Here is a 26,086-nt window from a genome sequence, read left to right as displayed (position 1 = left end):
CAACGGCGGGAAAACGAGATCCCGATATAAGAGAAAGGGCTACTCACCAGTCTGCAGATGAGGGATCGGTACCGCTGTCACCGATCAGGTCGAGCAGCTCCGAGCCGTCGCGGAGATCGTGCAGCCGGTCTTCGCCGATCACGAGCGTCCTCCCGATCTTCTTCTCGTGGTGGTAATCGGTGATAACGCACATCGCGTGTTTCTTTGCAATCTTCGAGAGGTTGCTGATCAGGGCGGCCCTTTTTACCACCTTCTGCGCCGGGCCGTAGCCGGTCAGGATCGTGTGCCGGTCGAACGTGAGAAGAGCCTGGAACGGTGCGCCGCGAAGCGTATGGAGCTGCATCCCGAGCTCCTCGAGAAAACCGATCGGGATGCCCCCCGGTCCGGGCTCACGTTTCGGTTCCTCGTTTGCGGGCCCGGCAGGCTCGCGCTTCACGATATCGATCGATTCGACAACGCCCGTGTTGAAATATTCCTCGATCCGGATCGCCACATCGAGCGTTGTTCCCATCCCGCTCTCGTACTTGCTGATCGTCCGCCGGGAGACACCGAGCACCTGGCCGAGATCGCCCAGCGACATGCTGCGCCGCTCCCGGAGCTCCCGCAGGGCATCGCCGTTGATGTTCACATACAGCCCGCCGGGAGAAGCATACACGAGCGGCGGGATCTTCTCCACGAAATAATCGTACAGCGTGGCAACGCTGATCGCGTAGATGCCGTACCGGACGTACACCGCCCCCCGCTCCAGTTCAGCCTCACGGGCGCGTTCCCCCACGATCAGGGGCACACCGCCCAGGTGCTGTGCAATCACGTCCAGGTCGAACGCCGCTTCCTCGCTCACCGAGTCGATATGCGTAACGACTTTGATGACCAGCAGGGTCCCGTTGTTGCGTGCAATAAGGTCGAAGCTTCGCGGGCGGAGAGTAAACTTCTCCGAGACCTCGAACCCGGCCGATATCATTACGCTCGTGACCAGTTGGAGCTGGCGTTCCTGAGACATGCAGTTACAAATGGATGGAGCGTGCCCATATATTAATATAGACATGCTGATCGGCATTGATGATACAGACTCCCCGGCGGGCATGTGCACCACCTATCTCGGCGCGGTGCTCGCCCGGAGGCTGATCCGGGAGCACATGCGGGTCCGGGAGGCCCGCCTGGTCCGGCTCAACCCGAACGTGACCTTCAAGACCCGGGGAAATGCGGCGGTCGCACTCGATGTGGACGGCGACCCGGAGAAGGGTTTTGCGCTCGCGTGCAGGATCGTAGAGGAACTGGCCGATTTCTCCTGCGAGAAGACTAACCCCGGGGTGGTTGTCGTTGAGAGCCGGCTGGACCCGGCATTTTACCAAAAGGCAGTGACGGACTTCTGCGAGATCGGGGAGGCCACAGAGTTGCTGGAGCGGTCGGGGGCCCGGTACCGGGGCTGGAAGAACCGGCGCGGCCTGGTGGGAGCCACAGCGGCCGTTGCAAGTTTCCTTCCCGATAAGACATTCGAGGTCCTTGCATACCGCGAGCCTGACCGCTGGGGTACTCCGCGTGAGGTGGACAAAGAGAGCCTCTTTGCTGCGGAGGAGGCGACCTTCCCGCACACGTGGGACACAGTAGATCTTGCCAATCAGGTAGTGGTCTGCGTACCCCACACACCCGACCCGGTCCTCTTTGGGATCCGGGGCGAGAGCCCGGCCTGGGTGATGACGGCCCGGGCCTTTATCGAATCCGAGAAGCCGGCGCTCGAGCAGATCTGGGTGACCAACCAGGGGACCGATGCCCACCTTCTTCCCGGGGCATGCGGGCACCTGAGCGAGGGCCTCTCGTACCGGGTGCGGGGCACCGTGACCGGCCGCCCGGCAACCGGGGCCGGCGGCCATGTCTCGTTTACGATCAGTGACAAGGAGCGCGAGGTCCGGTGTATGGCGTACGAACCTACGAAAAATTTCCGGGAAATAATCCGGGCACTCGTGCCGGGCGATGAGATCATCGCTGTCGGGAGTTACAAGAAAGAGAGCATCAACTTAGAGAAGATCTGCCTTGTCGTTCCGGCCCGGGACATCCGGATTCAGGCCCCGTTCTGTACTGCATGCAATAAACGCATGACAAGCGCCGGCAAAGACAAAGGCTACAAGTGCCGTAAATGCGGGGCGCATGAAAAAGATCCGGAAGTCCAGGAGGTCCCCCGAACGCTCAGTGCCGGGTGGTACGAGGTGCCGCCAACTGCCCGGAGGCATCTTGCAAAACCGCTGTGCCGGGGCGTGCCGGACGGCGGATAGGGAGGAGATCCCGGTGGGGAGGGGAGCCCTGATAAGATCGACACTCATAAAAGCCCTATATGGGCTCCGTTTGCCAAACGGACGATCCTCACTTCCGGCTGGAGTGGAAATGATGTCCACGCCTGTGAAAAAGTCCGTGGAAAAGAACGATTTTTAAAAACAAGGGAATATTTGGGGTTTTTGAACCTGCACTACAGAAGCGTTTTGGCGCCCCCGTTTTTTGGGATATGTTTCAGGTCATTTTCCGGGAAAACAGCCGTCCGGAGGGCCATTATGAGCGTTTTTTTTACGACGGTGATTTTATCGTCGTAAGCGTCTCTTCCACGACGGCAATATCATCGACAGAAAGGCCGTAGATCCCGTACACAAGCGACTCGATCTGTTTTCCCGTTGACGCGATCTCCGCACCGATGGCCTGGCGTTCCCGGGCCGACCGGGCCTGTGCAAGATGGCGGGAGAGCGCCAGCTTTTCCGTTACAAGTGCCTCCAGGCGCCCGTGACGGGCCACATCGTTCGGGTTGTCGAAATCCGGGGCCACGACCGGGAAACGGGCAACGACCCCGCCGGGTTCCCCGGTCTCCGCTTCAAGACTGCAGAACAGAAATTGTGCAAGCCGGCTGTTGAGGAGCCCGAGCAGGTACCTGCTCCCTGAAGGGATGATCCCGGTACCCGGGCCGGGGGCGACCCGGTTCCCGGCAATCTCAAAGTGCGGGGGAAATGAGGATGGAGAGAACATAATCCGGTCCCGGCCATTCCCCCGACCTGGCGCCGGTCCGGTCCCGGCACCGTACCGGATCCCCCCGGGGACATACTCTCCGAGCGGTGTTGTATTCCGGGAGATCTTTTCCACAAGCCGTTCCCTGCGGGTATCGCGGAGGGCCCAGCCCCGGGCCGTAAGATCCTGCAGATCAACGGGGAATCCCCGGATCTTTCGGATCGCGTCCGCACCTGCCGCGGCCGGTCCCGCCTTCCGGACAACAAACGGCCGGGAAGCACGGGCATTGGTCACCAGGAGATAACAGGTCCCCCCGCCGGCGGTTACGATCTCTTCCGGCTGCCTACCGAGAAGGAGCGAGCGGAGCGGGGCACCGGACCGGGCGCGAAGCCATCGATCGCTGCAGATAATACCGGCAACACCCCGGGGCTGCAGGACAGCGAGGCTTTTTTCGATCACGTACGCGGAGAGTCCGGCTTCTGGATCGTAAACGGAATAATGGCGCTGGAAGTACTGCCGGAGCCATTCCCGCGCTGGCACCGGGTGATCGGGAGAACAGCAGAGCACCGCATCGAACCCCCCGGGCAGCAGGATCTCCGGGAATTGCTCCTGCCACGCAAAGGGCCGGAGCTCGTGGCGCTCCCGGACCGGGCAGAATGCCCACAGCTCGTCGTTTGCAATCTCCGGGCCGACAAGCGCATTCCCGCACCGGACCGTTGCCGACAGGATGGCAAGGTATTCCCGGAATGTGGCAAAAAAACCTGCAGAGCTTGCGGATCCATCGCTGTCACCGCAGGCCTCAAGGGCGAGCAGCATCCGTGCGGCTGCAACCGCATGAGGATTGGGATCGAGGCCATGGATCGTGTGCCGCAGGAGATCCCCCGGTTCATCCTGACCGGGAAGGGATCGCAGGTAATGAAACGAGTACAGGAGCATCACGCCGGCCCCGCAGGCAGGGTCGATCATCCGGAGCGGGAGGGGATCATCAGGTGACCGGCCCGTACAGGCTGCATCGAGCGTGCGGCCGGCAGCATAGTGGAGGAGTGCCGGCATAATTTCCCCCCTGCCCGCACCGGCATCCGGCCGGTCAACCACAACAGCCTGGTGGGCGGCAGACCGCCGGACCGTCCGGGCGAGGTACCGGTCGAGGACTGCGGCAACGGATTCCAGGGGGACCTGCGAAAGGTTGTAGGGCCGGTCTGCATCCGTGAGCCGGCGGGCGATCTCTTCAACCAGTCCACGGTCGATAACAGGATTCTCCGGGGGGGTCTTTCCGGCCCGGGCATTTACGTCCGTGCCAGCCCAGAAGTCTCCAGGGGCAGAACTGAGCTCCCCCACTCCACCGGCATATGCCCGGAGTGTTCCGGGATCGACAAGGTGCCGGTCCTCCGCGATGGCAAGGGCGAGGAGTGCAAAGATCACCCGGTCCGCTGCCTGACCGATCCTGCTGCTCCGTATCCCGATATTGGCGCGGGCAATGCTCCGGGCGAGCTGCTCCCGCCATGTGCAGAGGTCAGAGTACAGCGCTTCCTCCGGGCCGGCCGGGATTGCTGTCTCGCCATACTCGCCGGTGCCGGGACGTCTCATGATGGTAATATTCGGTGCACCCGGCGCAAGAATGTTTCCGGACGACCGGAAAAAGATCTCTGGTGGCCGGCATACTTTATTCTGACCGTGCGCCAACAGGGAATCCGGAAATAACGGGATCACTCGTATGGCACACGATACCACAACACCCCGGACCGGCACGGCCTCGTTCAAATCCGTTGCCCAGATGTATGACAGCGACGACCCGTCGCCGGAAGCACACCGCGACCTCTCCGAAAATGCCGAAGACCGGATCTTCCATGCCATCCTTTCCGTCCACCGGGGACTGCGGACCGGGATCTGTGACCGGCTTGCCATCCGGGTGCCGGATACCGCGCCGGGACAAGGGGATACGATCGTCTCTGCCGTGAGAGAACATTTCCTGCGCCGGGCCGATGAGAAAAATAGCGCCACGAAGGTCATGGTCCGGGTCGGCCTCCGTGAGTGCTGGCTCACGGCCGCGGTCTGTATCCCGGCCTTTATCGGGATCGGGATCTGCTCGCAGTTCAGGGGCAACCCGTTTGTTGAGGTGGCCGAGAATGTGCTCATCATCATGTGCTGGGTGGTGATCTGGCAACCGTTCCAGTCACTTGTCTTCGACCGCTGGACCCTCAAAGAGACTGCCGCTGTCTACCGGAAGATTGCGCAGATGCCCATCAGCGTCATCACGGCAGAGTGAGGGTCAACCCTCCACCTCTGCACCCTCCGGCCCGCCGTTTTTATAAAACTGGCCCCTATGTTTATAACACCTGAAGAAAACTTCTTTTCATCAAGGAAGTGAACACCGCTTGGCGGCTACCATATCCCTTCTTTACGTCGACGACGACCCCGGCCTGCTGGAGATTGGCAGGATCTTCCTCGAACCCAGCGGACAGTTTACGGTGGAAACGGTTGCTTCTGCCCCGGAAGCACTGGATCTCCTCAGAACCAGGAACTTCGATGCCATCATCTCGGATTACATGATGCCGGAGATGGACGGGATCGAGTTTTTGAAAAAAGTGCGGAAAGCAGGAGATACCATCCCGTTTATCATCCTGACCGGGCGTGGTTGCGAGGAAGTGGTCATCCAGGCCCTGAACGAAGGGGCCACCTATTATCTCCAGAAGGGCGGGAAACTGGTGCCGCAGTTCACCGAGCTCGCCCACCAGATCCGGCACGCGGTCCAGCAGCGGCGGGCTGAAACGGACATCCGGGACCTCGAACGCCGGGAGATCGCCATCCTCGACTTCCTGCCGGATCCTACGTTTGTTATCGACGGCACCGGCCATGTCGCGCTCTGGAACCGGGCCATGGAGGAGATGACGGGGATTGCTGCAGCAGAAATGATCGGGAAGGGAGAGTTTGAGTACGCGGTCCCGTTCTACGGGAGGCGGCAGCCGCTCCTGCTCGACCTGATCGCTGAGCCCGACAAGGCCCTCGCAAAAAAGTATGCCCAGGTCAGCAGGGAAGGAGAGATCCTCGTTGCAAGAACCTCAAAAGCCCGGCTGAAGGGAAAGCCAGTGACGCTCATGGTCAGGGCCGGTCCGCTCTATAACCACCGGGGTGAGATCTGGGGCGCCATCGAATCTGTCTGCGAGATCCCGGAAAAGCCGGTTACTGCCTGAAAAAAGGCCGCCCGGGGTGCACCTTACGCTCCCCCGATTTCTTTTCCGTTCTTCGTCCCGCGGACGATTTTGACAAAGACCGAGACCAGCGCCAGGAGCGAAACCCCGATAATTGCGTACACGATCAGGGTAAAGTGCTGCTGCACGATGGGGAGGTTGCCCACGAAATAGCCGACCAGTAAGAACAGGGTCGCCCAGAGCACGCCGCCCAGGACATTGTACCCGATAAACCACGTGTAGCGCATTTTCCCGACCCCGGCGAGGAACGGGGCAAAGGTCCGGATAAAGGGCATGAACCGTGCGATCACGATGGTGAACCCGCCGTACTTCTCGAAATACTGGTGGGTCTCATCGAGGTGTTCCTTCTTTACCGGGGAGTACTTCCATTCCAGAACCCTCATCTCGAAGGTGTACCCGATCCAGTAGTTGAGGGTGTCGCCGAGCACGCACGCGATGATCAGGGTCCCCAGGAGGATGCGGATATCCAGCATTCCGGCGCCCGCGAGCGTTCCTGCAACAAAGAGCATGGAATCGCCCGGCAGGAAGGCCGCAAGCACAATGCCGCATTCGCAGAAGAGGATCAAAAAAAGGATCGCGTACGTCCACAGCCCGTACTGCTGGAGGATCACCGGGAGGTACTGGTCAAAATGGAGTACCATATCGAGAAGATTGAACGGGAGAAGCATGATACCGGATCAGTTGCACCGGATCCGATAAATGGGTTGGGGCATGCCGGAAGAAAGGGACGTGGGGGCCGTTACTCCCCTTTGAGCTGGTGGATCTTAATGAGCCCGGCGCAGGACCTGCAGGTATAGTACTCGTCCTTCCAGCACGCATCGCAGGCCCAGCGCCCGCAGAGCACGCACTGCCGGAGCTCGGAGACTGGATGTGCGGTGTTGCAGAGATCGCAGGTGAACTGCGCAAAGCTGTGGGGATCTTTTGCCGGCGGCTCCCCCTGCTTACGCATCACCGTGATCTCTTTTTTGAGATCACGGAGCCTTTCCGCTCCACCCTTACTTTTTTGCGTTTCCTTTGCCGGCCAGTTCTTTTTCCAGAGCGTCAAGGCGCGCCTCCAGGGATGTAAGTGTTGACTGCATCCCGGTCTCGTAGTTCTTCAGCTCGGCAACCCGGGCCTCGTTCTGTGCGATCTCCGGCAGGTGCCGGTCCTGGAACTGGGCGAGGCGCGTGCGGGTCACGAGCTGCCATTCCTCCACCATGCTCTGGAACCGGCGGTCGAGGTACTCGTCCACCCTGCTCTCCACCGGGCGGGAGAGCGCAATCTCTCCTTTTGCACCCCGGAAGTAGTAATACACGAGGAAGAGGATGACACAGAGGATAAGGACGAGGAGGATAAACGTGAAGAGATCCATGTTATACCCTCCCTTTCAGCCGGGCAGCCCTGTTTTCGAGTTCGGCGAGCTTCTCCGAGGTGGTCTTTTCAAATGCCTGGATCCGGGGGATCTCCTGCTCCAGCGCCGCGAGCCGGGAGGAAAATGTTCCCAGATCCGCTTGTGTGGAGAGATCCCACTCCTCAACGATATTTTTCATCCTGCGGTCCACGTAGGCGTCGAGGTACGAGTCCATGCCGATCATAGTGACCCCTCCAGGGAGGAGATGATCGCGTCCAGCCGCTGCACCCGGGCCTCGAGGGCCGCCCTTCCCGCGTACAGGCTGCTGATCTCGTCAGTAACGCGGGAGAGCCGGGCTTCCAGCGCCTGGAGATCGCCCTCGGTTACCAGGTCCCATTCCTCGATGATGGCCGCAAAGCGCTGGTCGAAATAGACATCAAGTGACTTGTCGAACGTCGGTACGTGCGATTCAATGGTTGCGGGGAGCTCCGCAACCCGGTCCCAGAACGATTCGTCGGTTGCGTTCCTCTCCGGGTTCTGGCTGATTGCCGGGTACATTGCTTATTTCACCTTCTTCTCCTGTTCGGTCACGTTGGTGAGGAGGACATCAAGTTTCTTTCCTTTCACGATGCTCTCCAGCCGGGTCAGCCGCTTTTCGAGGAGGTTCTCCTTGGCAACATTGTCGGTCGAAAGGGCTGTGTTCTCATCCTCGACCTGTTTTATCGCAGCGGTCTGCTCGGGCGAGAACCGGGTGAACGGGAGCAGCTTTTCCGCTTCGTGCTGCTGGAGGAGTTTCAGCTTCTCCCGCTCAAGATCCAGCTCAATGGTGCGGTTGGTGGTTTTCATGAGCCGGATCTCGCGGATAATAAGGTACAGCACGAAAAGGCCCAGGATGATAAAGATGCCGAGGTAGACCATATCCGGGATCCCGCCTGCGGGGACCACGGTCGTTGCATCTGCCATAGTCTCAGGTCCCCCCGGAAGAATTGCAGGTATTTAGGAGTGGGCACGCGGGGATCATGTCAGAGATCGTCTCCTTTCCCGGTAGCCTTCTTCACCGCTTTTTTAACGTCTTTTGTGGTCTTACCGGCAGCTTTGCCGATGCTCTTTGTGGCTTTTTTCGTCTCCTTTGTTACGGCCTTTGCAGCGGACGACGCTCCTGCCGATACTTCGCCGGCCGTCTTCCTCGCCGCAGCATCGAGTTTTTTTGTGCCCACTGCAAGGGAGACCTGCGCATCCCCGGCCGCCTTCGAGATCTGCTCTTTGAGTGGAATGGTTCTCCGGACCAGGACCTCGCTTCCCTCGGCAAGACCGATCGCCTTAAGGTCCTCCTCGCTCACCCGGATCTGGCCGGGAGAGACCATGGTATCGGCAATGACGGTGACGCTGACCGACTTTTTTGTGATTTCATGGATAAGGTCCACGTGCTCCCCTTCAGAAATACCAAGATCCGGGAGTACCGCCGCATTGAGGCGTACCCGGCCGTGGCTCGGGAATGCACGCTTCTTTACCGTTAACCGCACGTCCTGCATAGACAAAAGACCACCGTCTTTGGGTAAATATCTTCCCCCGGGCCGCATTTTGTCCCGCCACACAGTGTTATGAGCCGGCAGCGCCAATACCAGTGCAGCATTCAAGGCAGGGAAATACAGTCATGAAACACCAGTGCCATGAACCGGTCTCCCAGATGCACATATCCCCGTCCATGACGGTCGGGGAACTGGTCGCAGCCATGGGCAAGGCCGGGGCGTACAACGGCGGCTCGCTCTGTCATGCGGCTGATATCTGCGAGCAGATGCTGCGGGACCGCGATACAACAAAATTCTTCGGGATTGCCGGTGCCATGGTCCCGGCCGGTATGGGAGGAATCGTCGCCGATCTCATCAGGGACGGCCATATCGACATTCTCGTCTCGACCGGTGCAAACCTCACCCACGACATTATCGAGGCGATCGGCTGCCACCACTACCACGGTACCGCGTTCTGCAGCGATGTCGAACTCCGGCACGATGAGATCAACCGGATCTATGATGTCTATCTCCCCAACGAGGCCTTCGAGCATTTCGAAGAGTTCATGCAGGGAGTGTACGGCGAGCTCGAACCCAAGAGCACCATCTCTATCTCAGGCCTCCTGCACCATATCGGCTCGCACCTGAAAACAGGCATTCTCGCAACGGCCGCAAAGAAAGGGATCCCGGTATACTGCCCGGCCGTGCAGGACTCAATGGTCGGTCTCCAGTACTGGCTCTTCTCGCAGACCAACAAGGTGACAGTCGACGCGTTTGCGGATATGCCGGCGCTCCTTGACACCTGCTTTACCGCAAAGAAGGCCGGTGCCCTGCTCGTTGGCGGAGGCGTGCCCAAGAACTTCATCCTCCAGAGCATGCTCATGACCCCCAACGGCTTTTCCTACGCTGTCCAGCTGACCGGCGACCGGCCGGACCTCGGGGGGCTCTCGGGCGCAACGCTTGACGAGGCCAAGTCGTGGGGCAAGATCACCGAGGAGGCGCAGGCAGTAACCGTGTACGGCGATGCCACGATCACCCTGCCGGTCCTTGTGGCGGCAGTCATGGAGCGGATGTCCCGTGCCTGACCTGATCCTTGCGCTGGACGTAACGGAAAGGGAAAAGGCGATCGCGATCGCCCGCGCCTGTGCCCCGCATATCGATGCGATCAAGATCGGGTACCCGCTCGCCCTCTCGGCCGGTCTCGGGATAGCCGGGGAGCTCGGGACAACGGGCCTCCCGCTCATCGCCGATTTCAAGGTCGCGGATATCCCCAACACGAACCAGCTCATCTGCGACCAGGTCTTTAACGCGGGCTTCTCCGGGGTCATTTGCCACGGGTTCTGCGGCATGGACTCGGTGAAGGCCTGCGTTGCCTCCGCCCGGGCACACCATGGGGAGTGCTATGTGGTTGCCGAGATGAGCCATCCCGGGGGAAAGGAGTTCTTTAGCAACGGAACCCCGGAGCAGATCGCGGCGAACGCCGTGATCGCAGGTGCAGACGGGATCATCGCCCCGGCAACCCGGCCGGACCGGGTGGCGGTCCTCCGCGGATTTGTGGGCGACAAGAAGATCCTCTCCCCGGGCATCGGGACACAGGGCGGAGACGCCGATGCGGTCTCCGAGCTGGTAGACGGCATCATCGTGGGCCGGTCCATTTACGAGGCCCGGGACCCGGCCGCGGCAGCACAGTCCTATGCCCCGGCCCGCAGGAGACAAAAACGGTAAACAACTCTTATTTTACGACCCGATCTCTTCCTGCGCGCCAGACTGCTATTTAAATACAATATAACCTTCAGGAAACGGCCTGAAAGTTTATTAAGCCCTTCTGCAATGTAGTAGTATGGATTGGAGCACAGAGCAGAGGAAAATTGCAGAAAAATACCCAAAACTCGAAGATATCCCGGAATCCGAGCGAAAATACAAGTGCCATACCTGCCATCTCGTTGTAGAAGAAAATCCCTGTCCGAACTGCGGGGATACCAAGCTTGAGATCATGTGCCCGCTCGACAACTGCCATTGCGCCCACGAAATGACCTCTGGGGTCGAGTACTGTCCGCTCTGCGGTAAACCCGTCTGCCCCGAATGTGGCTCCCACGATGTTGTCCAGATCAGCCGGGTGACCGGCTACCTGCAGGACGTCTCCGGCTGGAACGCCGGCAAGCAGCAGGAGCTCAAGGACCGGGTCCGCTACTCGGTCGCCTGATCAGGCACCAGCCTTTTTTTCAGACGCGAACCCGTAAACGGAGCTGTACTGTGCCCGAGCTCGCGGACACGGGGTGACCGGTTAACAACCGAGGAACACCGAAGATACCGCTGGGAACGCGGGAATCCTGCCGTCATACTGCATCTTTTTCTGGAGTAACTCCCGCTTGAACCGCGCTTCAGCGTGCCCGGGGTTGAGCTCCAGGACTTTATCGTATTTCTTCATCGCTTCTTCGTACCGGCCCATCTCATCGAGACAGTTCCCCATCACGTTGTACGCCTTGCAGAAGCGGGGGTCAACCGACACCGCCATCTTCAGGTAATTCAGAGCGTCTTCCTTTCTCCCGTTAGTTTTCAGGTCCAGCGCACACCGGTAGAGATACTGCGCTTCGAGCGGGATCCCCGCACTCCTTAACGGTGGTATCATATCCCATCTCCCCTCCCTCTCTCGTCTTATTTCCCCGGGGGTAATCCCCCGTGGCTAACCTCTCCTCACGGTGTGTGACATTAAGCATTTGCACGCCGGTAGTGCCATGCAGAACTGCATGCAACCCTGCAATGCAGGGAAAAAAGGCCACATGGAGAGTGCGTTCTATCACACTACCGGAAACAGATCATTCCGGAGACGATATATTTTACCAATAAATAATTTTAATACCTATCTCATGTCCAACTAACGATGATGACAGTGATCGATCAGGAGAGGGCTCACCGGATTAAACAGGCCCTGAAATGGAACCCGCGGGGTATGACCATCTCAGACCTCACCAAGAAGCTGCAGATGAACCGGAACCTTGTGGCAAAAACCCTGGATATGCTGATCATCGCCGGGCAGGTGGAGATGCAGCCGGTCGGCGCAGCGAAAGTCTATTTCCTTGCACAGAGGGTGCCGGTCTCCTCCATGCTTGAGTTTTCTTCTGATCTTGTGATCATGATCGACCGTAACCGGAAGATCCTCTATGTAAATGAACGGGTACCGATCCTCCTTGAAATCCAGCGTGAGATTCTTGAAGGAAAGCGAATCGACGAGATCGACCACCATTTTTTTAAGGATCTCAATCTGGGCGCACCGGACCCTGCTCCGGCGGACGGGGTGCTCCGGGAACAGGTTGCAGAGAGAAACAGCCATCTTGGAACTACGAACCGGTTTTTCCGTATCAAAAAAATACCTACCGCATTTGAGGACGGGAGCCAGGGATTTACGTTTCTTATCGAAGATATCACCCCCCAGAAGACCTACCAGCAGATGCTGGAGGCAAGCGAGGCACGGTACCGGGGCCTGGTCATGTCATCGGGAGAGGCCATAATTGGCAGTGCTCCTGATGGAGAGATCACGAACTGGAACCCTGCCGCGGAAAGGCTTTTCGGGTATTCCGAGAAGGAGATCCTGCACCAGCCGTTTGGCAGGCTTGCCACTCACGGGGCTTCCCCGGATCTTGAACAACTTCTTGCCGATATCCGCAAAGGGGAATGCATCCAGGGGCACGACCTGCAGATGTTATCGCGAAGCGGCACACTCATTGACGCGCTGATCACGATCTGTCCGGTCAGGGACGGGGATGGGACCATTACCGGTGCATCGTCGATTATCCGCGATATTACTTATGAGAAGCTGGACGAGCACGCCCGGATGTACGAAGACCAGTACCGTACGCTTGTCGACGATGTAAAGGTGGGCGTATACCGGAGTACCGGTGATCCCCGGGGACAGTTTGTCTGGGGAAATACCGCCCTCATCAAAATACTGGGTTTTGACTCGCTGGAAGATCTCCGGGGAATCAAGGTGACCGACGTTTTTTCCAAGCCCGATGGCAGGGCGCAGCTGCTCGATGCCCTGCGCAGGCAGGGATTTGTCAAAAACCGGGTATTGTCCCTGAAACGGGGCGACGGCTCCCCACTCACGGTCAACGTAACGGCACTCGCCGAGTTCGATGCCAACAATGACCTGATCTTTATCAACGGGATCGTGCAGGATATTTCCGGGGCCGGAATCCCTGGTGAAGATTCAGGGGGACAGGCAAAAGAAATGCGGTAGCGATCCGGGATTTTTCCCCATGTACCTGTATCACAATCTTACTATCGGATGCAGGCCAAAACGGTAACAGGAAGGTCGGACGCATCATGCGCTATTACCAGGACTCCCAGACCCTTTTCATCCGCGGGGTGTTCCGCGCAGCAAGTACCGGGATCGCCGGAGGCATCCGGGACATTACCACACTTTTCAACCACACGGTCCTTCCCGGCTGGGACCACGCACATCCGGAAAAAGAGATCGAACTGGTCGCGGCCGCAGCCGGCACGGGTTCCCCGGTGTTCGGCCTTTTGACCGCCGTGCCCATCCGCCACCTCTTCGTCCTCCAGTATGATTTTATCACCGTTTTTATTACGGCAGGTGCCCGGCCTGAGCAGGAGGTAAAAGGGGCCGGGACAATCAACATCATTGCGTACAGCAGCGAGGGAATGGAGGATGCCGCACTCCTCGAAATGATCCTCGTGGCTACCGAGGCCAAAGCCGAGGCCCTGCTTGCCGCCGGCCTTGGTTCCGGTACCTCTACCGATGCCGTCATCGCCGCGTGCGAAGGGGAGACTAAGCACCGGTTCGCCGGCCGGGTCACGGAGCCGGGCCGGCGGGTGCGGGAGGCGGTGCTCCGGGGCGTGCCCGAGGCGCTGCGCCGGTACAGGCGCGGGGCGGTAAAAGAGGGGCCGGCCTTTTTTATCTACAGCAGGTTTGAAGGCGGGCACTGGGTGGAGTGGTCCCCGGTCAACTGCCCTTATTACCCCTGTCACTTTGCCGGGCAGCGTTGTGATTTCTGCTACTGCCCGTTCTACCCATGCAAGGACGAGACGCTGGGCGAATGGTCAAAGAGTGCCTCAAACGGCAGGGTCTGGAACTGCTCGCGCTGCACCCTGCTCCACGAGCCGGCAATCGCAGACTACCTGAAACGCTATCCTGATGCGCCGCGGGAAGAACTGGTACGGTACCGGAAACAGCAAAAAGAGAAGATTATTCCTTGATCCCGAGAGCCTTGAGGAGCTCCGGGAGCGGGATGCCGTGGGCCTCGGCGGCCTCGCGGATGGTCTCGCCGCGGGCAATTGCACAACCCACACAGCCCATACCGAACTTGAAGAGGGCCTCGGTGGATTCCGGTTTTGCCTGGAGAAGATCGTAGATCGTAGAGTCTGCGGTTAATTCAGCCATACAACACTTAGTTCCCGTACGGGGACATAAACCTCACCATCGCGGCGGGCGCTTCGTTTCGGTAAGCCTCTTTACTTTCACAGCGCACGCTACCGGGTATATAGTACCGATAAGTTCCGATCTACCCTTGGAGATGTAAGAAATGGATTATTCCGAAGCTACCGAGAGAATCTCCCGAAAATTCAAAAAAACCGGCAACGAGATCGACCGCGGCAAGGTCGAGGGAAAACTGCGCCGGCTCATCGAGGAGTTCGGCGTCCAGCCGGCCGAGGCTGAGCGCAGCGTCACAAACGAACTGAATAAAGAGTTCAACATCGCACCCGCAGGCCCGCAGGGGATGCCCGGCCCCGGCAGCGGTGCAACCGGCGAGAAGAAGATCGCCGAGGCCCGGCCCGGGGACTGGGTGACGGTCGAGGGTAAAGTGGTATCACTGGCCACACCCGCGTCGCCGGCAATCGCCCAGAGTGGGATCCTTGCCGATGAATCGGGCGCGATCCGGTTCGTGGTCTGGGCCAAGTCCAATGCCCCGAAGATGAATGAGGGCGCCTGGTACCGGATTGAATCGGCCGTCGTAGACGAGTACAAGAACATCCCCAACCTGAAGGTGCACTCGGGGACCACGATCGCAGCGATCGACCGGACCGACGCCCTTATCCCCACACCGTGCGCCATAAAAGAGCTCCGGCCCGGGATCGGGAGCGTCCGCGCAAAGGTGCTCCAGGAGTGGGATGTCACCCACGACCGGATGCTCCAGTCCGGCCTCCTCGGAGATGAGACCGGCACGGTGAAGTTCATCATCTGGAAGGAGCAGGGAAAAGAGAAGCTTGTCCCGGGATCGGTCTACTCGATCTTTTATGCACAGGTAGACGAGTTCAACGAGCGCCTCTCGCTTAACATCACGGGCGCCACGATCATGCAGGAGGAGGGGGATATCGCAATCTCCGGTGGCGGGGATGTGGAGATCCGCGGGTCGCTGGTCCATATCGCTCCCGGCTCAGGGATCATCAAGCGCTGCCCGGTGTCGGGCTGCAACCGGGCCCTCTCCCGGCAGAACTACTGCCCCATCCACGAGATCCAGCCCAGGTTCGAGTACGACCTCCGTATCAAAGGGTGGCTGGACGACGGCGAGAAGACCCACAACCTGCTGATGAAACGCGATGTGGTGGAGGCTTTGACCGGCATGACCCTTGAGCAGGCAAAGGAGATCGCAGAGAACAACCCGCTCGGGATGGACGAGGTCTTTTTGCAGATGCGGGACCGGGTACTGGGCCGGTATGTGGTCTGCCGGGGCCGCGAGTTCGATAACCGGCTGCTCGTCAACACCTGTGAAAAAATGCATTTCGAGAGCGGGGAACATGCAAAGCTCCTCAACCGGGCCGGGGGTGCATCATGAGTTCCACGGCACCGGAAATGGGCGGCCGGCGCGAGGGCGGGTTCGAGCGCGAGCCGGCCCGCCGGGTCTTTGCCAGCGAGCTGCGCGAGTGCCGGTACCAATTCAAGGAGGGTGAGGACGAGAAGAGCCCGACCTTTGTTCTCCTGCCCACGGGCGAGCGCTCCAACCGGATCTTTATCTCGGGCACGCTGACCGAGAAGAGCCGGCAGGGCGAGCAGAATATTTTTTACCGGGGCCGGGTGATCGACCCGACCGGCACATTCTTTGTGATGGCGGGAAGTTACCAGCCCGAGGCGATGCAGCAGCTGGCCAAGATCGAGACCCCCGCCTTTGTCACGGTGACGGGAAAGCCGAACCTGTACCATAAGCCGGACGGATCGTATCTCGTCTCGGTCCGGGTCGAATCGATCACGGTGGTGGACAAGGAGACCCGGGACCTCTGGGTGCTGGACACCGCGGCCCGGACGCTCGACCGGCTCGACGCCCTTGCCACCGGGACAAGCCCGGATATCGCAAAGGCAAAGGAGCAGTACCCCACGCTCGACCCGGCTGTGTACCGGAAGATCGTGTACGATGCGCTGGCGCAAATCAAGATGTGAGATTAAATCTGATTTTTTTTTATTCCGGAAAATATCATCAGATTCCACCCCCCCTTCTGGCATCACCTGGCGCTGCTCCCGAGGGCAGTGGGGTTACTCACAACCCTTTTGGTATCCCGGACCAACAGTTCCCTGACCCGCATTTCATGCAGGGTCGGGACTGTCCTGATTCCATGAGACCCTTATTCCGCCGGTATATTCTCCTCCTGCTCGTTGTTTTCCTCCTTGTTTCTGCAGGCTGCATCACTTCCCGGCCGTCATCACAGAGTACCGCGGCCTCGGGCAACGCCACCCCGGTGGCAACACCCCGGGCCGGCGATGCAACCGCAACCGTCAGCCCGGCCCCGACATTCAGCGACCACGGGAGCCTGAACGTCCTGAGGGGTGAACCGTTCACCCTCACCGGCACTGTGCCCGACCGGACAATGACCGAAGTCCAGGTCTGGCTGCTGAACGGCAGCGTCTCAACCTCCCTCGTACCGGCCCTGCAGGATGGATCATTCAGCGTCACTCTCGATGCCGGCGTGACCTCGGCGCTCTCCCGGAATTTTTCCTCTGCGATCATCGCACAATTCCCATCGCCGCCCAATCATTTTGCAGTAACTCTTGACCCGGCCACCGGGCAGATCACCGGATCATCCGTGATACCGTCCCGGATCCTCACCGAAGTCAACGACAAACAGTACTATCCTACAACACAGGAGGATTTCCTGGCACAAGCCATCGATTCCCCCGGCACGAACAATTCGTGCATTATTACCTTCCTCAACGGGGTTGATGCCACCCTTGATATTGACCCGATATCCCAGGGGCCCCCGGGAATTATGACCGTCTCCGGGAACACCAGCCTGCCGGCCGGGACCTCGCTCTCCATAGATGTCAGTACGGTCAATACACACCCGACACCCAAAAATTACGATTTCTCCCATGAGATCGCCAGCGGATCTGCGGCAGTCACTGCCGGCACGGAGGGGATAAACCGGTACTCCGGTACGGTCAATACGTCCCTGCTTAATTCCGGCAGGTACATGGTCTACATTTCTCCGGAAAACCAGGCTCTTCAGGCAGATGCGATGGGTTACGCTGACGTAATTGCCCCGATCTCCACGCAGGCCGGGCCCGGTAATTACATCAACTGGTCCGCACTTGCCCTGCCCACCCTTGCCACCAACGAGACCATGGCACCGGTCCTCCTCGTCGGGGAATGGACGATCGTGCCTCCCGGTGCCTCTGCACAGAACAATGAGGTCCCTTATGGTTCGATCATCGACTGCGCACCGGACGGGGTCTGCCGGGTGTACGATGAGAACGGTGTCCAGTATCTTGCGGTGTACGACTCGAACGAGGCACACATGATGGGAGTACCCAACGGTGCGATGATCGATTCGGCTGCCGGGGGCAATGTCACGATCATCAGCCTGAACGGAAGCGTGATCCTGACCAAGATCGATGAGTACCCGGCAAGGAGCTGATGATGCCGGCAGGGGGTGGCCCTTCACATCCCTTCGAGCGCCCGCAGGCTCGCGACAGCCCCGTCGAACTGCCGGACCTCGACCACTGCGGTCGCATGTTCCCGGCGCATCGCGGCCATCACCGCAGGAAAATCGATTGTCCCCTCCCCCACGGGACTGTGGGTATCCCGTCTCCCATCGTTATCGTGAAGGTGCAGGTGAGTAAACCGGGTCCCGAGAAATGCCGGCAGGCAGCCATTGAGGTTTGCGTGCCCGACATCGAGGGTAAAGGAGCAGCCGTCGATGAGCGCGAGGTCCGCCGGCGTCCGCAGGTTGAAGAAGTTCATGTCCCCCATATTCTCGAACGAGAAGGAGATCGAGTGTTCGCGTGCGGCTGCTTCCAGCTCCGTAAGGGATTTGGCAAACTGCCGGTTGGCCTGCTCCCGCTCCTGCTCCCAGGCAAAATAGCCGGGGTGGAGGACGACCGGGGCGCCGATCTCTGCGGCCCGTGCAAAACAATCGGTCATCACCTCCACACTCGCTTTGCGGATACTCTCGAAGAGGCAGGCAATGTTCATCCCGTGGTACGGGGCATGGAGAATAAAATCTGCGGTATGGCTCTCGAAGAGCTCCGGGCGTTCCACAAGATGGGGGCCCTCGTCCATCACCTCGACCAACCCGGTCAGGGCAGTCAGCCGGTCCAGCGCCACCAGGAGCGGCTGATCAATGAGGCAATAGGTCGAGATGCCGATCATGAAGAGCGATGGCGCCCGGTCGGATAAATAGGTAAGGATAGGGACGCAGGTCCCGATGATCAGAACCCGACCGGCATCAGCCCGCGGTGGGTGCCCGTCAGGGAGCGCCCACCCTGAGGGGTTACGACAAAGGTGTTCTCGATCCCCACGAGGCCCACACCCGGGATCCCTTTCTTGGGCTCGACTGCAAAGACCATCCCTTCCTCCAGCGGCTCATCGAATCCTTTCGCGATGACCGGGTTCTCATCGACCTGGAGGCCAATGCCGTGGCCGAGGAACTTCACCGTGTTCTCCTTATATCCCATAAAATTCTCCCGGAACGCCGGTTCAAGTCCCCCCATGACTGCGGTATAGATTTCCGACGGGATCGCACCCGGTTTCAGGAGTGTGGATATCTCGTCCTGGATGCTGACGCACCGCTCGTGGGCCCGGATCGCCTCATCGGGGATTGCCTTCCCGTACATGTACGACTGTGTCTTGTCGGTATAGTACCCCTCGACCCCGCAGCCAATATCGATCACGACAAGATCGCCACGGTGTAATTTTCTCTCCCGGCTCCCGGACATCGGCAGCGACGGGTGCAGGCCGGAGACCCCGCCGGGTGTATCGACGCAGATGGGCGAGATCGAACTGGTCCCAAAGCCGATCTGTCCCAGGAGCATCTCGTTGAACATCCCGAACCGCATGTGCCCCTGGTGGCCTTCACGAACCATGACCGAATAGAGGTCTGCCGTCAGCGTCAGTTCATCGATCCCTTCTTTGAGGAGATCCAGTGCGCAGTCCTCCAGGACATGCCGGTGGATCTTTCCTGCCCGTTCCATGCGGGAAAGTTCATACGGGCTTTTTTTCGCCCGGACTGCAAGGACCTGTGCATCGAGGGAGTGTGTGCCGGAAAATGCGAAATGCTTCTGCATCCGGGCGTACTGGGCAAGCGAGATTTCCTCGAGCTCCAGGTACACCCCCGTGTTTCCTTTTCCGGTGACCGCCGCTGCATCCCGGTAACTGGACATCTTCCGGATATCCGGGAATGCCGATTCCGCAGTCGCACGTTCAAAACTTCTCCGGACCCAGAAGACTGCTTCCCCATCCCGCGGGATGAACAGAAGGCCGTCCTGGATCGTGCCGGTGAAATAATAGAGATTGATCTTGCCAGTAATGCCGGCCGATTCCCAGTCCGGGTGATCACGGTCCATCCGGTCTCGGAACCGGGCCATCCGGGTCAGGAGCTCGTGTGCGGGAACCTGCATATGCTGCCGGATCTATTGGCCGGGACGCTATTTAGTGATGCTGAAAAAAAGGGGTCGGGCCGGATTGAAAAAGGGTGAAAGGGTAGAACAGAGGGGATTATTTCTGTTTTTTTTGCTCTTCCCACCGCTCCAGCACCTCGTTTCCTTCGATAAAGACGAGGTTGTGGCGTTTCGCGTACTTTTTTGCATCGGCCTTGGAGAGCGCATAGCCGCTCTCGTCGTCCAGCATCTCGCAGATCGTGACCGAAGGGGTGATGCCCGCCATTTCGGCCATGGCGATCGAGAGCTCGGTCTGGCCGCGCCGGACATCAAGCAGGCCATCGGCCGCTCGCAGGAGTGCCATGTGGCCGGGCGTCCTGAAGGTCTCATGGAAGTTCTCGCCACCGCCATTGAGTGCCCGCTTTACCTGTTCTGCGATCGCGTTCACGGTGAGTGTGCGATCGCGGTCGGTGATGCCGGTGAAGGTGTTCCGGTGGTTCACCCAGAGCGAAAAGGAGGAGTGATTCTTGCGGTCGTAGGGAATGTCTCCCTCGCGCTCGGCCACCGCGGTTGCCCGCAGGGCGTCGCTTGCAAACGGCAGGCCGAGGCGCTGTGCTGCAACGGGATGAACCGCAGTGCAGATCAGGCCGCCACCGTCCTTGCGCATGCGCACGATATCCCGAGGGGTCACTGCATCGGAGCGGATAGCAAAGTCCGTCTCCCCCTCGCGGTCGTCAAAATCGTAGAGCAGGATAAACTTCCCGTCCCGCAGCGCGGCAAGGGCCTCATCGATCACGGACCCACCTCTACGTTGATGCTGTCGTTGTCTTCGACACCAAGCCTGCGGCGGAGGGCGACCGGGGCGATGACTTCGATGAGATCATCGGGATAATGCGTGCGCCCGGGCACCACGATACCGCATTTGATCGTTCCAATCCGGCACGGGATGCAGCGGGCGTCGCCAAAGGTACGGCCGTCCGTGGAGAAGCCCTTGATCCGCGTCCAGTCAAGCGCATCGATCTTCTTCCGGATCGCAAGGCTCGAAGGAACGAGCCGGATGTTCAGTGTGCCGGGGTAGGGTTCGAACCCGAGGGCAGCGGTGAACTGCTCCTTGTACGGCCCTAGGCTCATGTAGTACTTGCCCTCGCCGATGCCGCTGACCACGGCACCGCTGAGGAGGTACTGGTTCTTGCCGCCTTCCGAAAAGATCCTGCAGTACTCCTGGTGCTCCCGTATGAGCACATCTTCGCCGGCCTTTGTCACGGTCACGTGCTGGCCGTCGGCCGCGAGGTTCCGGGTGATTAGCCCGGCGCTCTCGAGGCTTTTGAGCCGGCGCGATGCTGTCTGCTGGCTGATGCCCAGCATCTCACCGATGCTCTGGGTGGAGACAAAGATGGGGCCGCGGCACCCGCCCCGCAATGCAATGCCCTTGAGACACTGGAGATCTTCAGCGGGAATCATAGTTACCAAATTTGAGTTGCTTGCTATTTATGAGTTGCTTTGTGGCGTGGGATCCCCGAGGTTCGTTCGTTGTCGAAGGTACGTTCGTTAATTATTTAACAGGCCGGGTCAACTTAGCTGAGCATGAAATCCGGTCTGCGCAACCAGCTTGCAGAGAAGATGGCAGGCGAGATTACGCTGTCGGACTCACCGGGGCTTGCGCTCAAGAAGTGGCGCCAGAACTTCGAGATACCGCCGGGTGTCCTCTCGGACCGCCTGGGGGTCTCCCCTTCCGTTATCAGCGATTACGAGAGCGGCAGAAGAAAAAGCCCCGGAACCGCCGTGGTCGGCAAGATTGTCGACACCATCCTCTCCATCGATGAGGAAAGCGACGGTAAACACATTTCCAAATTTTCCTCCATGCTCTTTATTGGCGTTGCCGATGATGTGATCCTCGACATCCACGAGAACACGAACCCGATCCCGCTCGGTGAACTCACCGATGCAATCGGGTGCACGCTGCTCTGCGGGTCGATGGAACAGACCATCTTCGGCTATACCGTGGTCAACAGCCTCAATGCAATCCTCCAGCTCTCGGCTGAGGAGTTCAACCGTATCTACGGCTGGAGCACGGAACGGGCACTCATCTTTACGAACGTTTCTACAGGCAAATCGCCCATGGTCGCGATCCGTGTCACGGCATTCAAGCCGCGGTGTGTAATCCTCCAGGGGATTTCTGCCGAGAACGTCCACCCGTTTGTTGCAAAGATGGCAGACCGGGACCACATCACGGTGCTCTGCACAGAGATGGAGATTGACAAAATCGTGAGTATACTGAGGGAGAAAGAATGGTAGGCATCATTACCTACGGTGCATACATACCGAGATACCGTATCAAGGTTGAGGAGATCACCAAAGTCTGGGGCGCCAATGCCGCAGACATCACGGGAGGCCTCGGCGTTTTTGAGAAGTCCGTGCCCGATCTCGACGAGGACGCCGCGACCATTGCGGTCGAGGCGGCAAGAAACGCCCTGAAGCGGCGCAGTGTGGATCCCGAGAAGATCGGCGCCGTGTACGTGGGCAGCGAGTCGCACCCCTACGCGGTCAAGCCCACGGCCTGCACGGTCGGGGAAGCGATCGGCGCCACCCCCCGCATGACCGCAGCAGACTACGAGTTTGCCTGCAAGGCGGGAACGGCCGCGATCCAGACCTGCATGGGTCTCGTGAAAAGCAGGATGATCCCGTACGGGCTTGCCATCGGCTCCGATGTCTCGCAGGGTGCGCCGGGCGATGCTCTCGAGTACACGGCGGCAGCGGGCGGGGCGGCGTACGTGATAGGAAACGATGACCCGATCGCCACGATCCACCACACCTGCTCGTTCACGAGCGACACGCCCGACTTCTGGCGACGCGAGGGGCAGGATTACCCCCGGCACGGCGGCCGGTTTACCGGGGATCCCGGTTACTTCAAGCACGTGAAGGGCGCAAGTATGCTCCTTTTCGAACAGACAAAAAAGACCCCGAAAGACTTCACCTACGCGGTCTTCCACCAGCCCAACGCGAAGTTCCCGCAGAAGGTGGCAAAAGACCTCGGCTTTACCTCCGAGCAGATCAAGCCGGGCCTTGTCGTCCCGAAACTCGGGAACACCTACTCGGGCGCATCGCCTATGGGCCTTGCGGCAACGCTGGACATTGCAAAGCCGGGAGACACGATCTTTGTCTGCTCGTTTGGATCCGGTGCGGGCAGTGATGCATTCGACATCGAAGTGACCGACGCGATCGCCTCCGGGGACTTCCACCGCAACGCGGCGCCCTCGGTGCAGCAGCTGCTGGCCAACCCCATCTACCTGGACTATGCACGGTACGCAAAACACAAGGGAAAGATCGTGATGCAATCATGAGAGACGTAGCAGTTATCGGGATCGGGTGCACGAAGTTTGGCGAGAAGTGGGAGAGCTCGTTCCGTGATATCTTTGTCGAGGCAGGGACACTTGCCCTTGAAGACGCACAGCTCTCGGGCGAGAAGATCGATGCGATGTATGTCGGGAACATGAGCGCGGGCCGGTTCATCGGGCAGGAGCACATCGGGGCGCTCATCGCCGACTACGCGGGTATGGCAACCCGGCACATCCCCGCAACCCGTGTCGAGGCGGCCTGTGCATCGGGCGGCCTTGCCTTCCGGCAGGCCGTGATCGCGGTCGCGAGCGGGATGGAGGATATCGTGGTTGCCGCCGGCGTCGAGAAAATGACCGATGTCGGCTCAGACGAAAGCACCGATACGCTGACCGGCGCGGCCGACCGTGAGTGGGAAGGCTTCATGGGAGCAACATTCCCGGGCCTGTACGCGATGATCGCAAACGACTACATCCACAAGTACGGTATGACCCGCGAGCAGCTGGCGCAGGTGGCGGTGAAGAACCACTACAACGGTGCCAGGAACCCGATCGCGCAGTTCCCGAACGAGATCACGCTCGATACGGTGATCAAGTCCACGATGGTGGCAGAGCCGCTCCGGCTTTTCGATTGCTCGCCGGTGACAGATGGGGCAGCCGCGGTGATCGTGGCACCACTCGAACGGGCCCGCGAGTTCACGGACACACCGATCAAGGTGCTCGCAAGTACGCAGGCAAGTGACACGATCGCGCTGCACGACCGGCGCGACATCTCGACGCTGGACGCAACGGTCGCCGCAGGGCAGCGTGCCTTTAAGATGGCGCACCTTTCGCACAAAGACATCAACATGGTCGAGGTGCACGACTGTTTCTCGATCGCGGAAATTTGCGCTATCGAGGACCTCGGCTTCTGCAAGAAGGGTACGGCCGGCAAGTTCACCGCTGACGGCGAGACGGCCCTTGGCGGGAAGATCCCGGTCAACACGAGCGGCGGCCTCAAGGCCTGCGGTCACCCGGTCGGAGCGACCGGCATCAAGCAGGTCTGCGAGATCGTCCAGCAGCTCCGCGGCACGGCCGGCAAACGCCAGGTCGACGGGGCAAAGATCGGTATGACGCACAACGTGGGCGGGACCGGTGCGACAGTTGCCGTTCACATCCTCGGGAGGGTATAATCATGACGGTTGCACGGTTCTGGCGACACCTGCCCCAGCGGTACAACATGGTGGGGACGAAATGCGAGAAGTGCGGCAGGCACTTCTTCCCGCCCCGGACTTTCTGCCCCGACTGCCGCAGGGCGGGCAAGATTGTCGAGCACAAGTTCAAAGGAGAGGGCACGGTCGTCACGTTCACCGTGATCCACACGGCGGCCGAGCAGTACTCGATGCTCACTCCCTACGTGCTCGCGATTGTCAAGCTTGATGAGGGTCCGCAGATCACCACCCAGATCGTCATGGACCCGGCAAAGGCTAAGATCGGCATGAAGGTCAAAAGCGTCTTCCGGCGGATCGTCACCGATGGCGAGAGCGGCATCATCCACTACGGCACGAAGTTTGTGCCGGTGGAATAAAATCTCTTTTTTTGCGGGAGAACCGGCAATTTTCCTCAGTTAATGGTCAGGCAGGTAATTCAGAGCCATATTTTTAGGTCTCCCGAAGAAAAATGCCCGGAAATAACAGTTATTTCGCCAAAATATGCGAAAATAGGGCCGATCTCATAGGACGGCCATAGAGGCCCTTTCTGCCCCGTTTCTCAGGAAAAACGACCATTGGTATGTCAAAATGAAAACTCCCCCAGATCTTGGGGGTCATTTTTGAGCGATATAATCAGGTATTTTCGCAATCCGGGCCAATATCGCGGGTATTTTCCGGGGACCCAAATCCGGGCGTTTTACGGGCGTTTCCGTCATGGGTTTCCGGGAATCGGAGGCCGTATCAGGCCCGGATTTAGGGTGAGGGAGAGAGGGCATTCCTCACCCCAGCGCCAACTCCCTCCCCCTGTTTCTCACCGTTCCAGGAACCGGATCACTGTCTCGCTGAACCGGTCCGGACATTGGTACATCACCCCATGGCCGGCGCCCGGAAATACAACAAGTTCTGCGCCCGGGATCTTTCCGGCAAGCAACCGCGAATTCTCGTGCGGAACCACCGCATCCGCATCCCCGGTGATCACAAGAGTCTGCGACCGGATATTTTCAAGCCGCGTGAACGTGCCGGGCCAGGACAGGAATGTTGCAAGCTGCCGGGCTGCGTTCTCATCGCTCGTGATCTCCTCCACGGGAGGGCAGTAACGGAACGGGTCATGGGTGGTAAGCCACGCTTGCGGGAAGAGGAGCGGGAACATGCGGTTTACGATCTCTTCAACCGTCCCGCTCTTGTCAATAAGCCGCGAAAAGATTCCCGGGTCGATCCGCACCGCTTCACTGCCCCCGCAGTCTCCGGAAACCAACACGAGCCGTCCGGTCTTCTCCGGGAAAGTCAGCGCCAGCTCCTGCGCAATGCACGTCCCCATGGAAAAACCGAGCACGTGGGCCCGGGCGATCCCCAGGTGCTCCATCAGGCCGGCCGTGTCCTGCATAAAGAGCGGAATCGAGAACGGCACGCCCGACGCGCCCGAATACCCGGTGCCCCGGTTGTCAAATACGATCACCCGGAAGTGCCGGGCCAACGCGTCAATGACCGGCGGGTTCCACGTATCCATCGCGGAGGCAAGGCCGTTGATGAGGACGAGCGGGTACCCGCTCCCGTACGTCCGGTACGCAAGCGTCACATCACCAACGGTGCAATTCTCCGGAGGGGGCAGGGCCATGACACGATCTTGGTCGCAGCAGGTAATAGAGCATTCCTGCACAGGCAGCCGGCCGTGCCGGGCCGGTACTACCCTTAATGGGGATCCAACC

General features: G+C 59.6%; 31 protein-coding genes. 15 read left to right on the top strand and 16 right to left on the bottom strand.

Annotation, left to right across the window (positions count from 1 at the left end):
- Positions 1 to 43: 43 nt before the first annotated feature.
- Positions 44 to 1,000, bottom strand: a complete 957-nt coding sequence (locus VMS83_RS05115; RefSeq protein WP_325410515.1) for a transcriptional regulator — start codon at positions 998 to 1,000, stop codon at positions 44 to 46.
- A gap of 43 nt (positions 1,001 to 1,043) precedes the next feature.
- Here VMS83_RS05115 and VMS83_RS05110 point away from each other — a divergent pair, with 43 nt between their 5' ends.
- Positions 1,044 to 2,270, top strand: coding sequence for a tRNA(Ile)(2)-agmatinylcytidine synthase (locus VMS83_RS05110; protein ID WP_325410513.1), 1,227 nt, complete (start codon positions 1,044 to 1,046; stop codon positions 2,268 to 2,270).
- A gap of 286 nt (positions 2,271 to 2,556) precedes the next feature.
- Here VMS83_RS05110 and VMS83_RS05105 read toward each other — a convergent pair whose 3' ends face one another.
- Positions 2,557 to 4,572, bottom strand: coding sequence for an Eco57I restriction-modification methylase domain-containing protein (locus VMS83_RS05105; RefSeq protein ID WP_325410511.1), 2,016 nt, complete (start codon positions 4,570 to 4,572; stop codon positions 2,557 to 2,559).
- 127 nt (positions 4,573 to 4,699) lie between these two features.
- Here VMS83_RS05105 and VMS83_RS05100 point away from each other — a divergent pair, with 127 nt between their 5' ends.
- Positions 4,700 to 5,251, top strand: a complete 552-nt coding sequence (locus VMS83_RS05100; RefSeq protein ID WP_325410509.1) for a hypothetical protein — start codon at positions 4,700 to 4,702, stop codon at positions 5,249 to 5,251.
- Positions 5,252 to 5,360: 109 nt separating this feature from the next.
- Positions 5,361 to 6,176: a response regulator gene (locus VMS83_RS05095; protein ID WP_325410507.1), complete on the top strand. Its 816-nt coding sequence runs from the start codon at positions 5,361 to 5,363 to the stop codon at positions 6,174 to 6,176.
- A 23-nt stretch (positions 6,177 to 6,199) separates the two neighbouring features.
- Here VMS83_RS05095 and VMS83_RS05090 read toward each other — a convergent pair whose 3' ends face one another.
- The 7 genes from VMS83_RS05090 to VMS83_RS05060 all read right to left on the bottom strand — a co-directional run bounded on the left by VMS83_RS05090 (position 6,200) and on the right by VMS83_RS05060 (position 9,057).
- On the bottom strand, positions 6,200 to 6,862 hold the full coding sequence (locus VMS83_RS05090; protein ID WP_325410505.1) for a VTT domain-containing protein: 663 nt from the start codon (positions 6,860 to 6,862) through the stop codon (positions 6,200 to 6,202).
- 71 nt (positions 6,863 to 6,933) lie between these two features.
- Positions 6,934 to 7,143, bottom strand: coding sequence for a hypothetical protein (locus VMS83_RS05085; RefSeq protein WP_325410503.1), 210 nt, complete (start codon positions 7,141 to 7,143; stop codon positions 6,934 to 6,936).
- 46 nt (positions 7,144 to 7,189) lie between these two features.
- Positions 7,190 to 7,546 carry a hypothetical protein gene (locus VMS83_RS05080; RefSeq protein ID WP_325410501.1) on the bottom strand — a complete coding sequence of 119 codons (357 nt, stop codon included), beginning with the start codon at positions 7,544 to 7,546 and terminating at the stop codon, positions 7,190 to 7,192.
- A 1-nt stretch (position 7,547) separates the two neighbouring features.
- Entirely contained in the window at positions 7,548 to 7,769 is a 222-nt protein-coding gene (locus tag VMS83_RS05075) for a hypothetical protein (protein WP_325410499.1), read from the bottom strand.
- Entirely contained in the window at positions 7,766 to 8,083 is a 318-nt protein-coding gene (locus VMS83_RS05070) for a hypothetical protein (RefSeq protein WP_325410497.1), read from the bottom strand. The genes VMS83_RS05075 and VMS83_RS05070 overlap by 4 nt, the downstream gene beginning before the upstream one ends.
- 3 nt (positions 8,084 to 8,086) lie before the next feature.
- A complete protein-coding gene (locus VMS83_RS05065) occupies positions 8,087 to 8,488 on the bottom strand; it encodes a hypothetical protein (protein ID WP_325410495.1) in 402 nt (133 codons plus the stop codon).
- Between the two features lie 59 nt (positions 8,489 to 8,547).
- The gene (locus tag VMS83_RS05060; RefSeq protein ID WP_325410493.1) at positions 8,548 to 9,057 is read right to left on the bottom strand and encodes a hypothetical protein; all 510 of its coding nucleotides are present in this window, start codon (positions 9,055 to 9,057) and stop codon (positions 8,548 to 8,550) included.
- Between the two features lie 122 nt (positions 9,058 to 9,179).
- Here VMS83_RS05060 and VMS83_RS05055 point away from each other — a divergent pair, with 122 nt between their 5' ends.
- The 3 genes from VMS83_RS05055 (at position 9,180) to nrdD (ending at position 11,236) form a co-directional block, all read left to right on the top strand.
- Positions 9,180 to 10,118, top strand: coding sequence for a deoxyhypusine synthase (locus tag VMS83_RS05055; protein ID WP_325410491.1), 939 nt, complete (start codon positions 9,180 to 9,182; stop codon positions 10,116 to 10,118).
- A complete protein-coding gene (pyrF, locus tag VMS83_RS05050; protein ID WP_325410489.1) occupies positions 10,111 to 10,758 on the top strand; it encodes an orotidine-5'-phosphate decarboxylase in 648 nt (215 codons plus the stop codon). The genes VMS83_RS05055 and pyrF overlap by 8 nt, the downstream gene beginning before the upstream one ends.
- A 115-nt stretch (positions 10,759 to 10,873) precedes the next feature.
- Positions 10,874 to 11,236: an anaerobic ribonucleoside-triphosphate reductase gene (nrdD, locus tag VMS83_RS05045; protein WP_325410487.1), complete on the top strand. Its 363-nt coding sequence runs from the start codon at positions 10,874 to 10,876 to the stop codon at positions 11,234 to 11,236.
- 81 nt (positions 11,237 to 11,317) lie between these two features.
- Here nrdD and VMS83_RS05040 read toward each other — a convergent pair whose 3' ends face one another.
- Positions 11,318 to 11,662 carry a tetratricopeptide repeat protein gene (locus VMS83_RS05040; RefSeq protein ID WP_325410485.1) on the bottom strand — a complete coding sequence of 115 codons (345 nt, stop codon included), beginning with the start codon at positions 11,660 to 11,662 and terminating at the stop codon, positions 11,318 to 11,320.
- Between the two features lie 252 nt (positions 11,663 to 11,914).
- Between VMS83_RS05040 and VMS83_RS05035 the strand changes: the two genes are divergently transcribed.
- Positions 11,915 to 13,270 (top strand): PAS domain S-box protein, encoded by a 1,356-nt coding sequence (locus VMS83_RS05035; RefSeq protein WP_325410483.1) that lies wholly within the window; start codon positions 11,915 to 11,917, stop codon positions 13,268 to 13,270.
- Positions 13,271 to 13,356: 86 nt separating this feature from the next.
- The gene (locus tag VMS83_RS05030; RefSeq protein WP_325410481.1) at positions 13,357 to 14,250 is read left to right on the top strand and encodes an adenosylcobinamide amidohydrolase; all 894 of its coding nucleotides are present in this window, start codon (positions 13,357 to 13,359) and stop codon (positions 14,248 to 14,250) included.
- Here VMS83_RS05030 and VMS83_RS05025 read toward each other — a convergent pair.
- Positions 14,240 to 14,434: a DUF1858 domain-containing protein gene (locus tag VMS83_RS05025; RefSeq protein ID WP_325410479.1), complete on the bottom strand. Its 195-nt coding sequence runs from the start codon at positions 14,432 to 14,434 to the stop codon at positions 14,240 to 14,242. The two genes, VMS83_RS05030 and VMS83_RS05025, sit on opposite strands and share 11 nt — an antisense overlap.
- Positions 14,435 to 14,576: 142 nt before the next feature.
- Between VMS83_RS05025 and VMS83_RS05020 the strand changes: the two genes are divergently transcribed.
- From VMS83_RS05020 to VMS83_RS05010, 3 genes are all read left to right on the top strand, one after another.
- Complete coding sequence (locus VMS83_RS05020) at positions 14,577 to 15,827, top strand: nucleotide-binding protein (RefSeq protein WP_325410477.1); 1,251 nt, start codon at positions 14,577 to 14,579, stop codon at positions 15,825 to 15,827.
- Entirely contained in the window at positions 15,824 to 16,426 is a 603-nt protein-coding gene (locus VMS83_RS05015) for a nucleic acid-binding protein (protein WP_325410476.1), read from the top strand. The genes VMS83_RS05020 and VMS83_RS05015 overlap by 4 nt, the downstream gene beginning before the upstream one ends.
- 173 nt (positions 16,427 to 16,599) lie before the next feature.
- Positions 16,600 to 17,898 carry a hypothetical protein gene (locus VMS83_RS05010; protein ID WP_325410474.1) on the top strand — a complete coding sequence of 433 codons (1,299 nt, stop codon included), beginning with the start codon at positions 16,600 to 16,602 and terminating at the stop codon, positions 17,896 to 17,898.
- 23 nt (positions 17,899 to 17,921) lie between these two features.
- Here VMS83_RS05010 and VMS83_RS05005 read toward each other — a convergent pair whose 3' ends face one another.
- The 4 genes from VMS83_RS05005 to VMS83_RS04990 form a co-directional block, all read right to left on the bottom strand.
- Positions 17,922 to 18,632, bottom strand: coding sequence for a sugar phosphate isomerase/epimerase family protein (locus VMS83_RS05005; RefSeq protein WP_325410472.1), 711 nt, complete (start codon positions 18,630 to 18,632; stop codon positions 17,922 to 17,924).
- 59 nt (positions 18,633 to 18,691) lie between these two features.
- Complete coding sequence (locus tag VMS83_RS05000) at positions 18,692 to 19,879, bottom strand: Xaa-Pro peptidase family protein (RefSeq protein WP_325410470.1); 1,188 nt, start codon at positions 19,877 to 19,879, stop codon at positions 18,692 to 18,694.
- Positions 19,880 to 19,976: 97 nt separating this feature from the next.
- Positions 19,977 to 20,654 (bottom strand): 3,4-dihydroxy-2-butanone-4-phosphate synthase, encoded by a 678-nt coding sequence (gene ribB, locus VMS83_RS04995; RefSeq protein WP_325410468.1) that lies wholly within the window; start codon positions 20,652 to 20,654, stop codon positions 19,977 to 19,979.
- Positions 20,651 to 21,319, bottom strand: a complete 669-nt coding sequence (locus VMS83_RS04990) for a DUF120 domain-containing protein (protein ID WP_325410466.1) — start codon at positions 21,317 to 21,319, stop codon at positions 20,651 to 20,653. The genes ribB and VMS83_RS04990 overlap by 4 nt, the downstream gene beginning before the upstream one ends.
- Before the next feature lie 123 nt (positions 21,320 to 21,442).
- On the opposite strand from VMS83_RS04990, the gene VMS83_RS04985 reads away from it, so the two are divergent.
- From VMS83_RS04985 to VMS83_RS04970, 4 genes are read left to right on the top strand one after another with little or no spacing between them, the layout of a single operon-like run.
- Entirely contained in the window at positions 21,443 to 22,153 is a 711-nt protein-coding gene (locus VMS83_RS04985) for a helix-turn-helix domain-containing protein (RefSeq protein WP_325410464.1), read from the top strand.
- On the top strand, positions 22,147 to 23,199 hold the full coding sequence (locus tag VMS83_RS04980; RefSeq protein WP_325410463.1) for a hydroxymethylglutaryl-CoA synthase: 1,053 nt from the start codon (positions 22,147 to 22,149) through the stop codon (positions 23,197 to 23,199). Before VMS83_RS04985 ends, VMS83_RS04980 begins: the two co-directional genes overlap by 7 nt.
- A complete protein-coding gene (locus tag VMS83_RS04975; protein WP_325410461.1) occupies positions 23,196 to 24,362 on the top strand; it encodes a thiolase domain-containing protein in 1,167 nt (388 codons plus the stop codon). The genes VMS83_RS04980 and VMS83_RS04975 overlap by 4 nt, the downstream gene beginning before the upstream one ends.
- Positions 24,363 to 24,364: 2 nt before the next feature.
- On the top strand, positions 24,365 to 24,757 hold the full coding sequence (locus tag VMS83_RS04970; protein ID WP_325410459.1) for a Zn-ribbon domain-containing OB-fold protein: 393 nt from the start codon (positions 24,365 to 24,367) through the stop codon (positions 24,755 to 24,757).
- A 434-nt stretch (positions 24,758 to 25,191) separates the two neighbouring features.
- Here VMS83_RS04970 and VMS83_RS04965 read toward each other — a convergent pair whose 3' ends face one another.
- Positions 25,192 to 25,995 (bottom strand): alpha/beta hydrolase, encoded by an 804-nt coding sequence (locus tag VMS83_RS04965; RefSeq protein WP_325410457.1) that lies wholly within the window; start codon positions 25,993 to 25,995, stop codon positions 25,192 to 25,194.
- Positions 25,996 to 26,086: the final 91 nt, after the last annotated feature.

It is taken from the genome of Methanoregula sp., from assembly GCF_035543475.1.
Classification (GTDB): domain Archaea; phylum Halobacteriota; class Methanomicrobia; order Methanomicrobiales; family Methanospirillaceae; genus Methanoregula.
The sequence above is the reverse complement of the archived record's forward strand: the minus strand, read 5'-3'. Positions and strand labels throughout refer to the sequence as shown.

Coding starts and splice junctions, on each gene's coding strand:
- VMS83_RS05080 (WP_325410501.1), bottom strand. CDS start 7,546: ATGGATCTCTTCACGTTTATCCTCCTCGTCCTTATCCTCTGTGTCATC.
- VMS83_RS05020 (WP_325410477.1), top strand. CDS start 14,577: ATGGATTATTCCGAAGCTACCGAGAGAATCTCCCGAAAATTCAAAAAA.
- VMS83_RS05010 (WP_325410474.1), top strand. CDS start 16,600: ATGAGACCCTTATTCCGCCGGTATATTCTCCTCCTGCTCGTTGTTTTC.
- VMS83_RS05065 (WP_325410495.1), bottom strand. CDS start 8,488: ATGGCAGATGCAACGACCGTGGTCCCCGCAGGCGGGATCCCGGATATG.
- VMS83_RS05060 (WP_325410493.1), bottom strand. CDS start 9,057: ATGCAGGACGTGCGGTTAACGGTAAAGAAGCGTGCATTCCCGAGCCAC.
- VMS83_RS04970 (WP_325410459.1), top strand. CDS start 24,365: ATGACGGTTGCACGGTTCTGGCGACACCTGCCCCAGCGGTACAACATG.
- VMS83_RS05090 (WP_325410505.1), bottom strand. CDS start 6,862: ATGCTTCTCCCGTTCAATCTTCTCGATATGGTACTCCATTTTGACCAG.
- VMS83_RS05035 (WP_325410483.1), top strand. CDS start 11,915: ATGATGACAGTGATCGATCAGGAGAGGGCTCACCGGATTAAACAGGCC.
- VMS83_RS04975 (WP_325410461.1), top strand. CDS start 23,196: ATGAGAGACGTAGCAGTTATCGGGATCGGGTGCACGAAGTTTGGCGAG.
- nrdD (WP_325410487.1), top strand. CDS start 10,874: ATGGATTGGAGCACAGAGCAGAGGAAAATTGCAGAAAAATACCCAAAA.
- VMS83_RS05040 (WP_325410485.1), bottom strand. CDS start 11,662: ATGATACCACCGTTAAGGAGTGCGGGGATCCCGCTCGAAGCGCAGTAT.
- VMS83_RS04990 (WP_325410466.1), bottom strand. CDS start 21,319: ATGATTCCCGCTGAAGATCTCCAGTGTCTCAAGGGCATTGCATTGCGG.
- VMS83_RS04980 (WP_325410463.1), top strand. CDS start 22,147: ATGGTAGGCATCATTACCTACGGTGCATACATACCGAGATACCGTATC.
- VMS83_RS05005 (WP_325410472.1), bottom strand. CDS start 18,632: ATGATCGGCATCTCGACCTATTGCCTCATTGATCAGCCGCTCCTGGTG.
- VMS83_RS05055 (WP_325410491.1), top strand. CDS start 9,180: ATGAAACACCAGTGCCATGAACCGGTCTCCCAGATGCACATATCCCCG.
- VMS83_RS05085 (WP_325410503.1), bottom strand. CDS start 7,143: ATGCGTAAGCAGGGGGAGCCGCCGGCAAAAGATCCCCACAGCTTTGCG.
- VMS83_RS05110 (WP_325410513.1), top strand. CDS start 1,044: ATGCTGATCGGCATTGATGATACAGACTCCCCGGCGGGCATGTGCACC.
- VMS83_RS05100 (WP_325410509.1), top strand. CDS start 4,700: ATGGCACACGATACCACAACACCCCGGACCGGCACGGCCTCGTTCAAA.
- VMS83_RS04985 (WP_325410464.1), top strand. CDS start 21,443: ATGAAATCCGGTCTGCGCAACCAGCTTGCAGAGAAGATGGCAGGCGAG.
- VMS83_RS05030 (WP_325410481.1), top strand. CDS start 13,357: ATGCGCTATTACCAGGACTCCCAGACCCTTTTCATCCGCGGGGTGTTC.
- VMS83_RS05025 (WP_325410479.1), bottom strand. CDS start 14,434: ATGGCTGAATTAACCGCAGACTCTACGATCTACGATCTTCTCCAGGCA.
- VMS83_RS05075 (WP_325410499.1), bottom strand. CDS start 7,769: ATGATCGGCATGGACTCGTACCTCGACGCCTACGTGGACCGCAGGATG.
- VMS83_RS05105 (WP_325410511.1), bottom strand. CDS start 4,572: ATGAGACGTCCCGGCACCGGCGAGTATGGCGAGACAGCAATCCCGGCC.
- VMS83_RS05070 (WP_325410497.1), bottom strand. CDS start 8,083: ATGTACCCGGCAATCAGCCAGAACCCGGAGAGGAACGCAACCGACGAA.
- VMS83_RS04965 (WP_325410457.1), bottom strand. CDS start 25,995: ATGGCCCTGCCCCCTCCGGAGAATTGCACCGTTGGTGATGTGACGCTT.
- VMS83_RS05000 (WP_325410470.1), bottom strand. CDS start 19,879: ATGCAGGTTCCCGCACACGAGCTCCTGACCCGGATGGCCCGGTTCCGA.
- VMS83_RS05015 (WP_325410476.1), top strand. CDS start 15,824: ATGAGTTCCACGGCACCGGAAATGGGCGGCCGGCGCGAGGGCGGGTTC.
- VMS83_RS05115 (WP_325410515.1), bottom strand. CDS start 1,000: ATGTCTCAGGAACGCCAGCTCCAACTGGTCACGAGCGTAATGATATCG.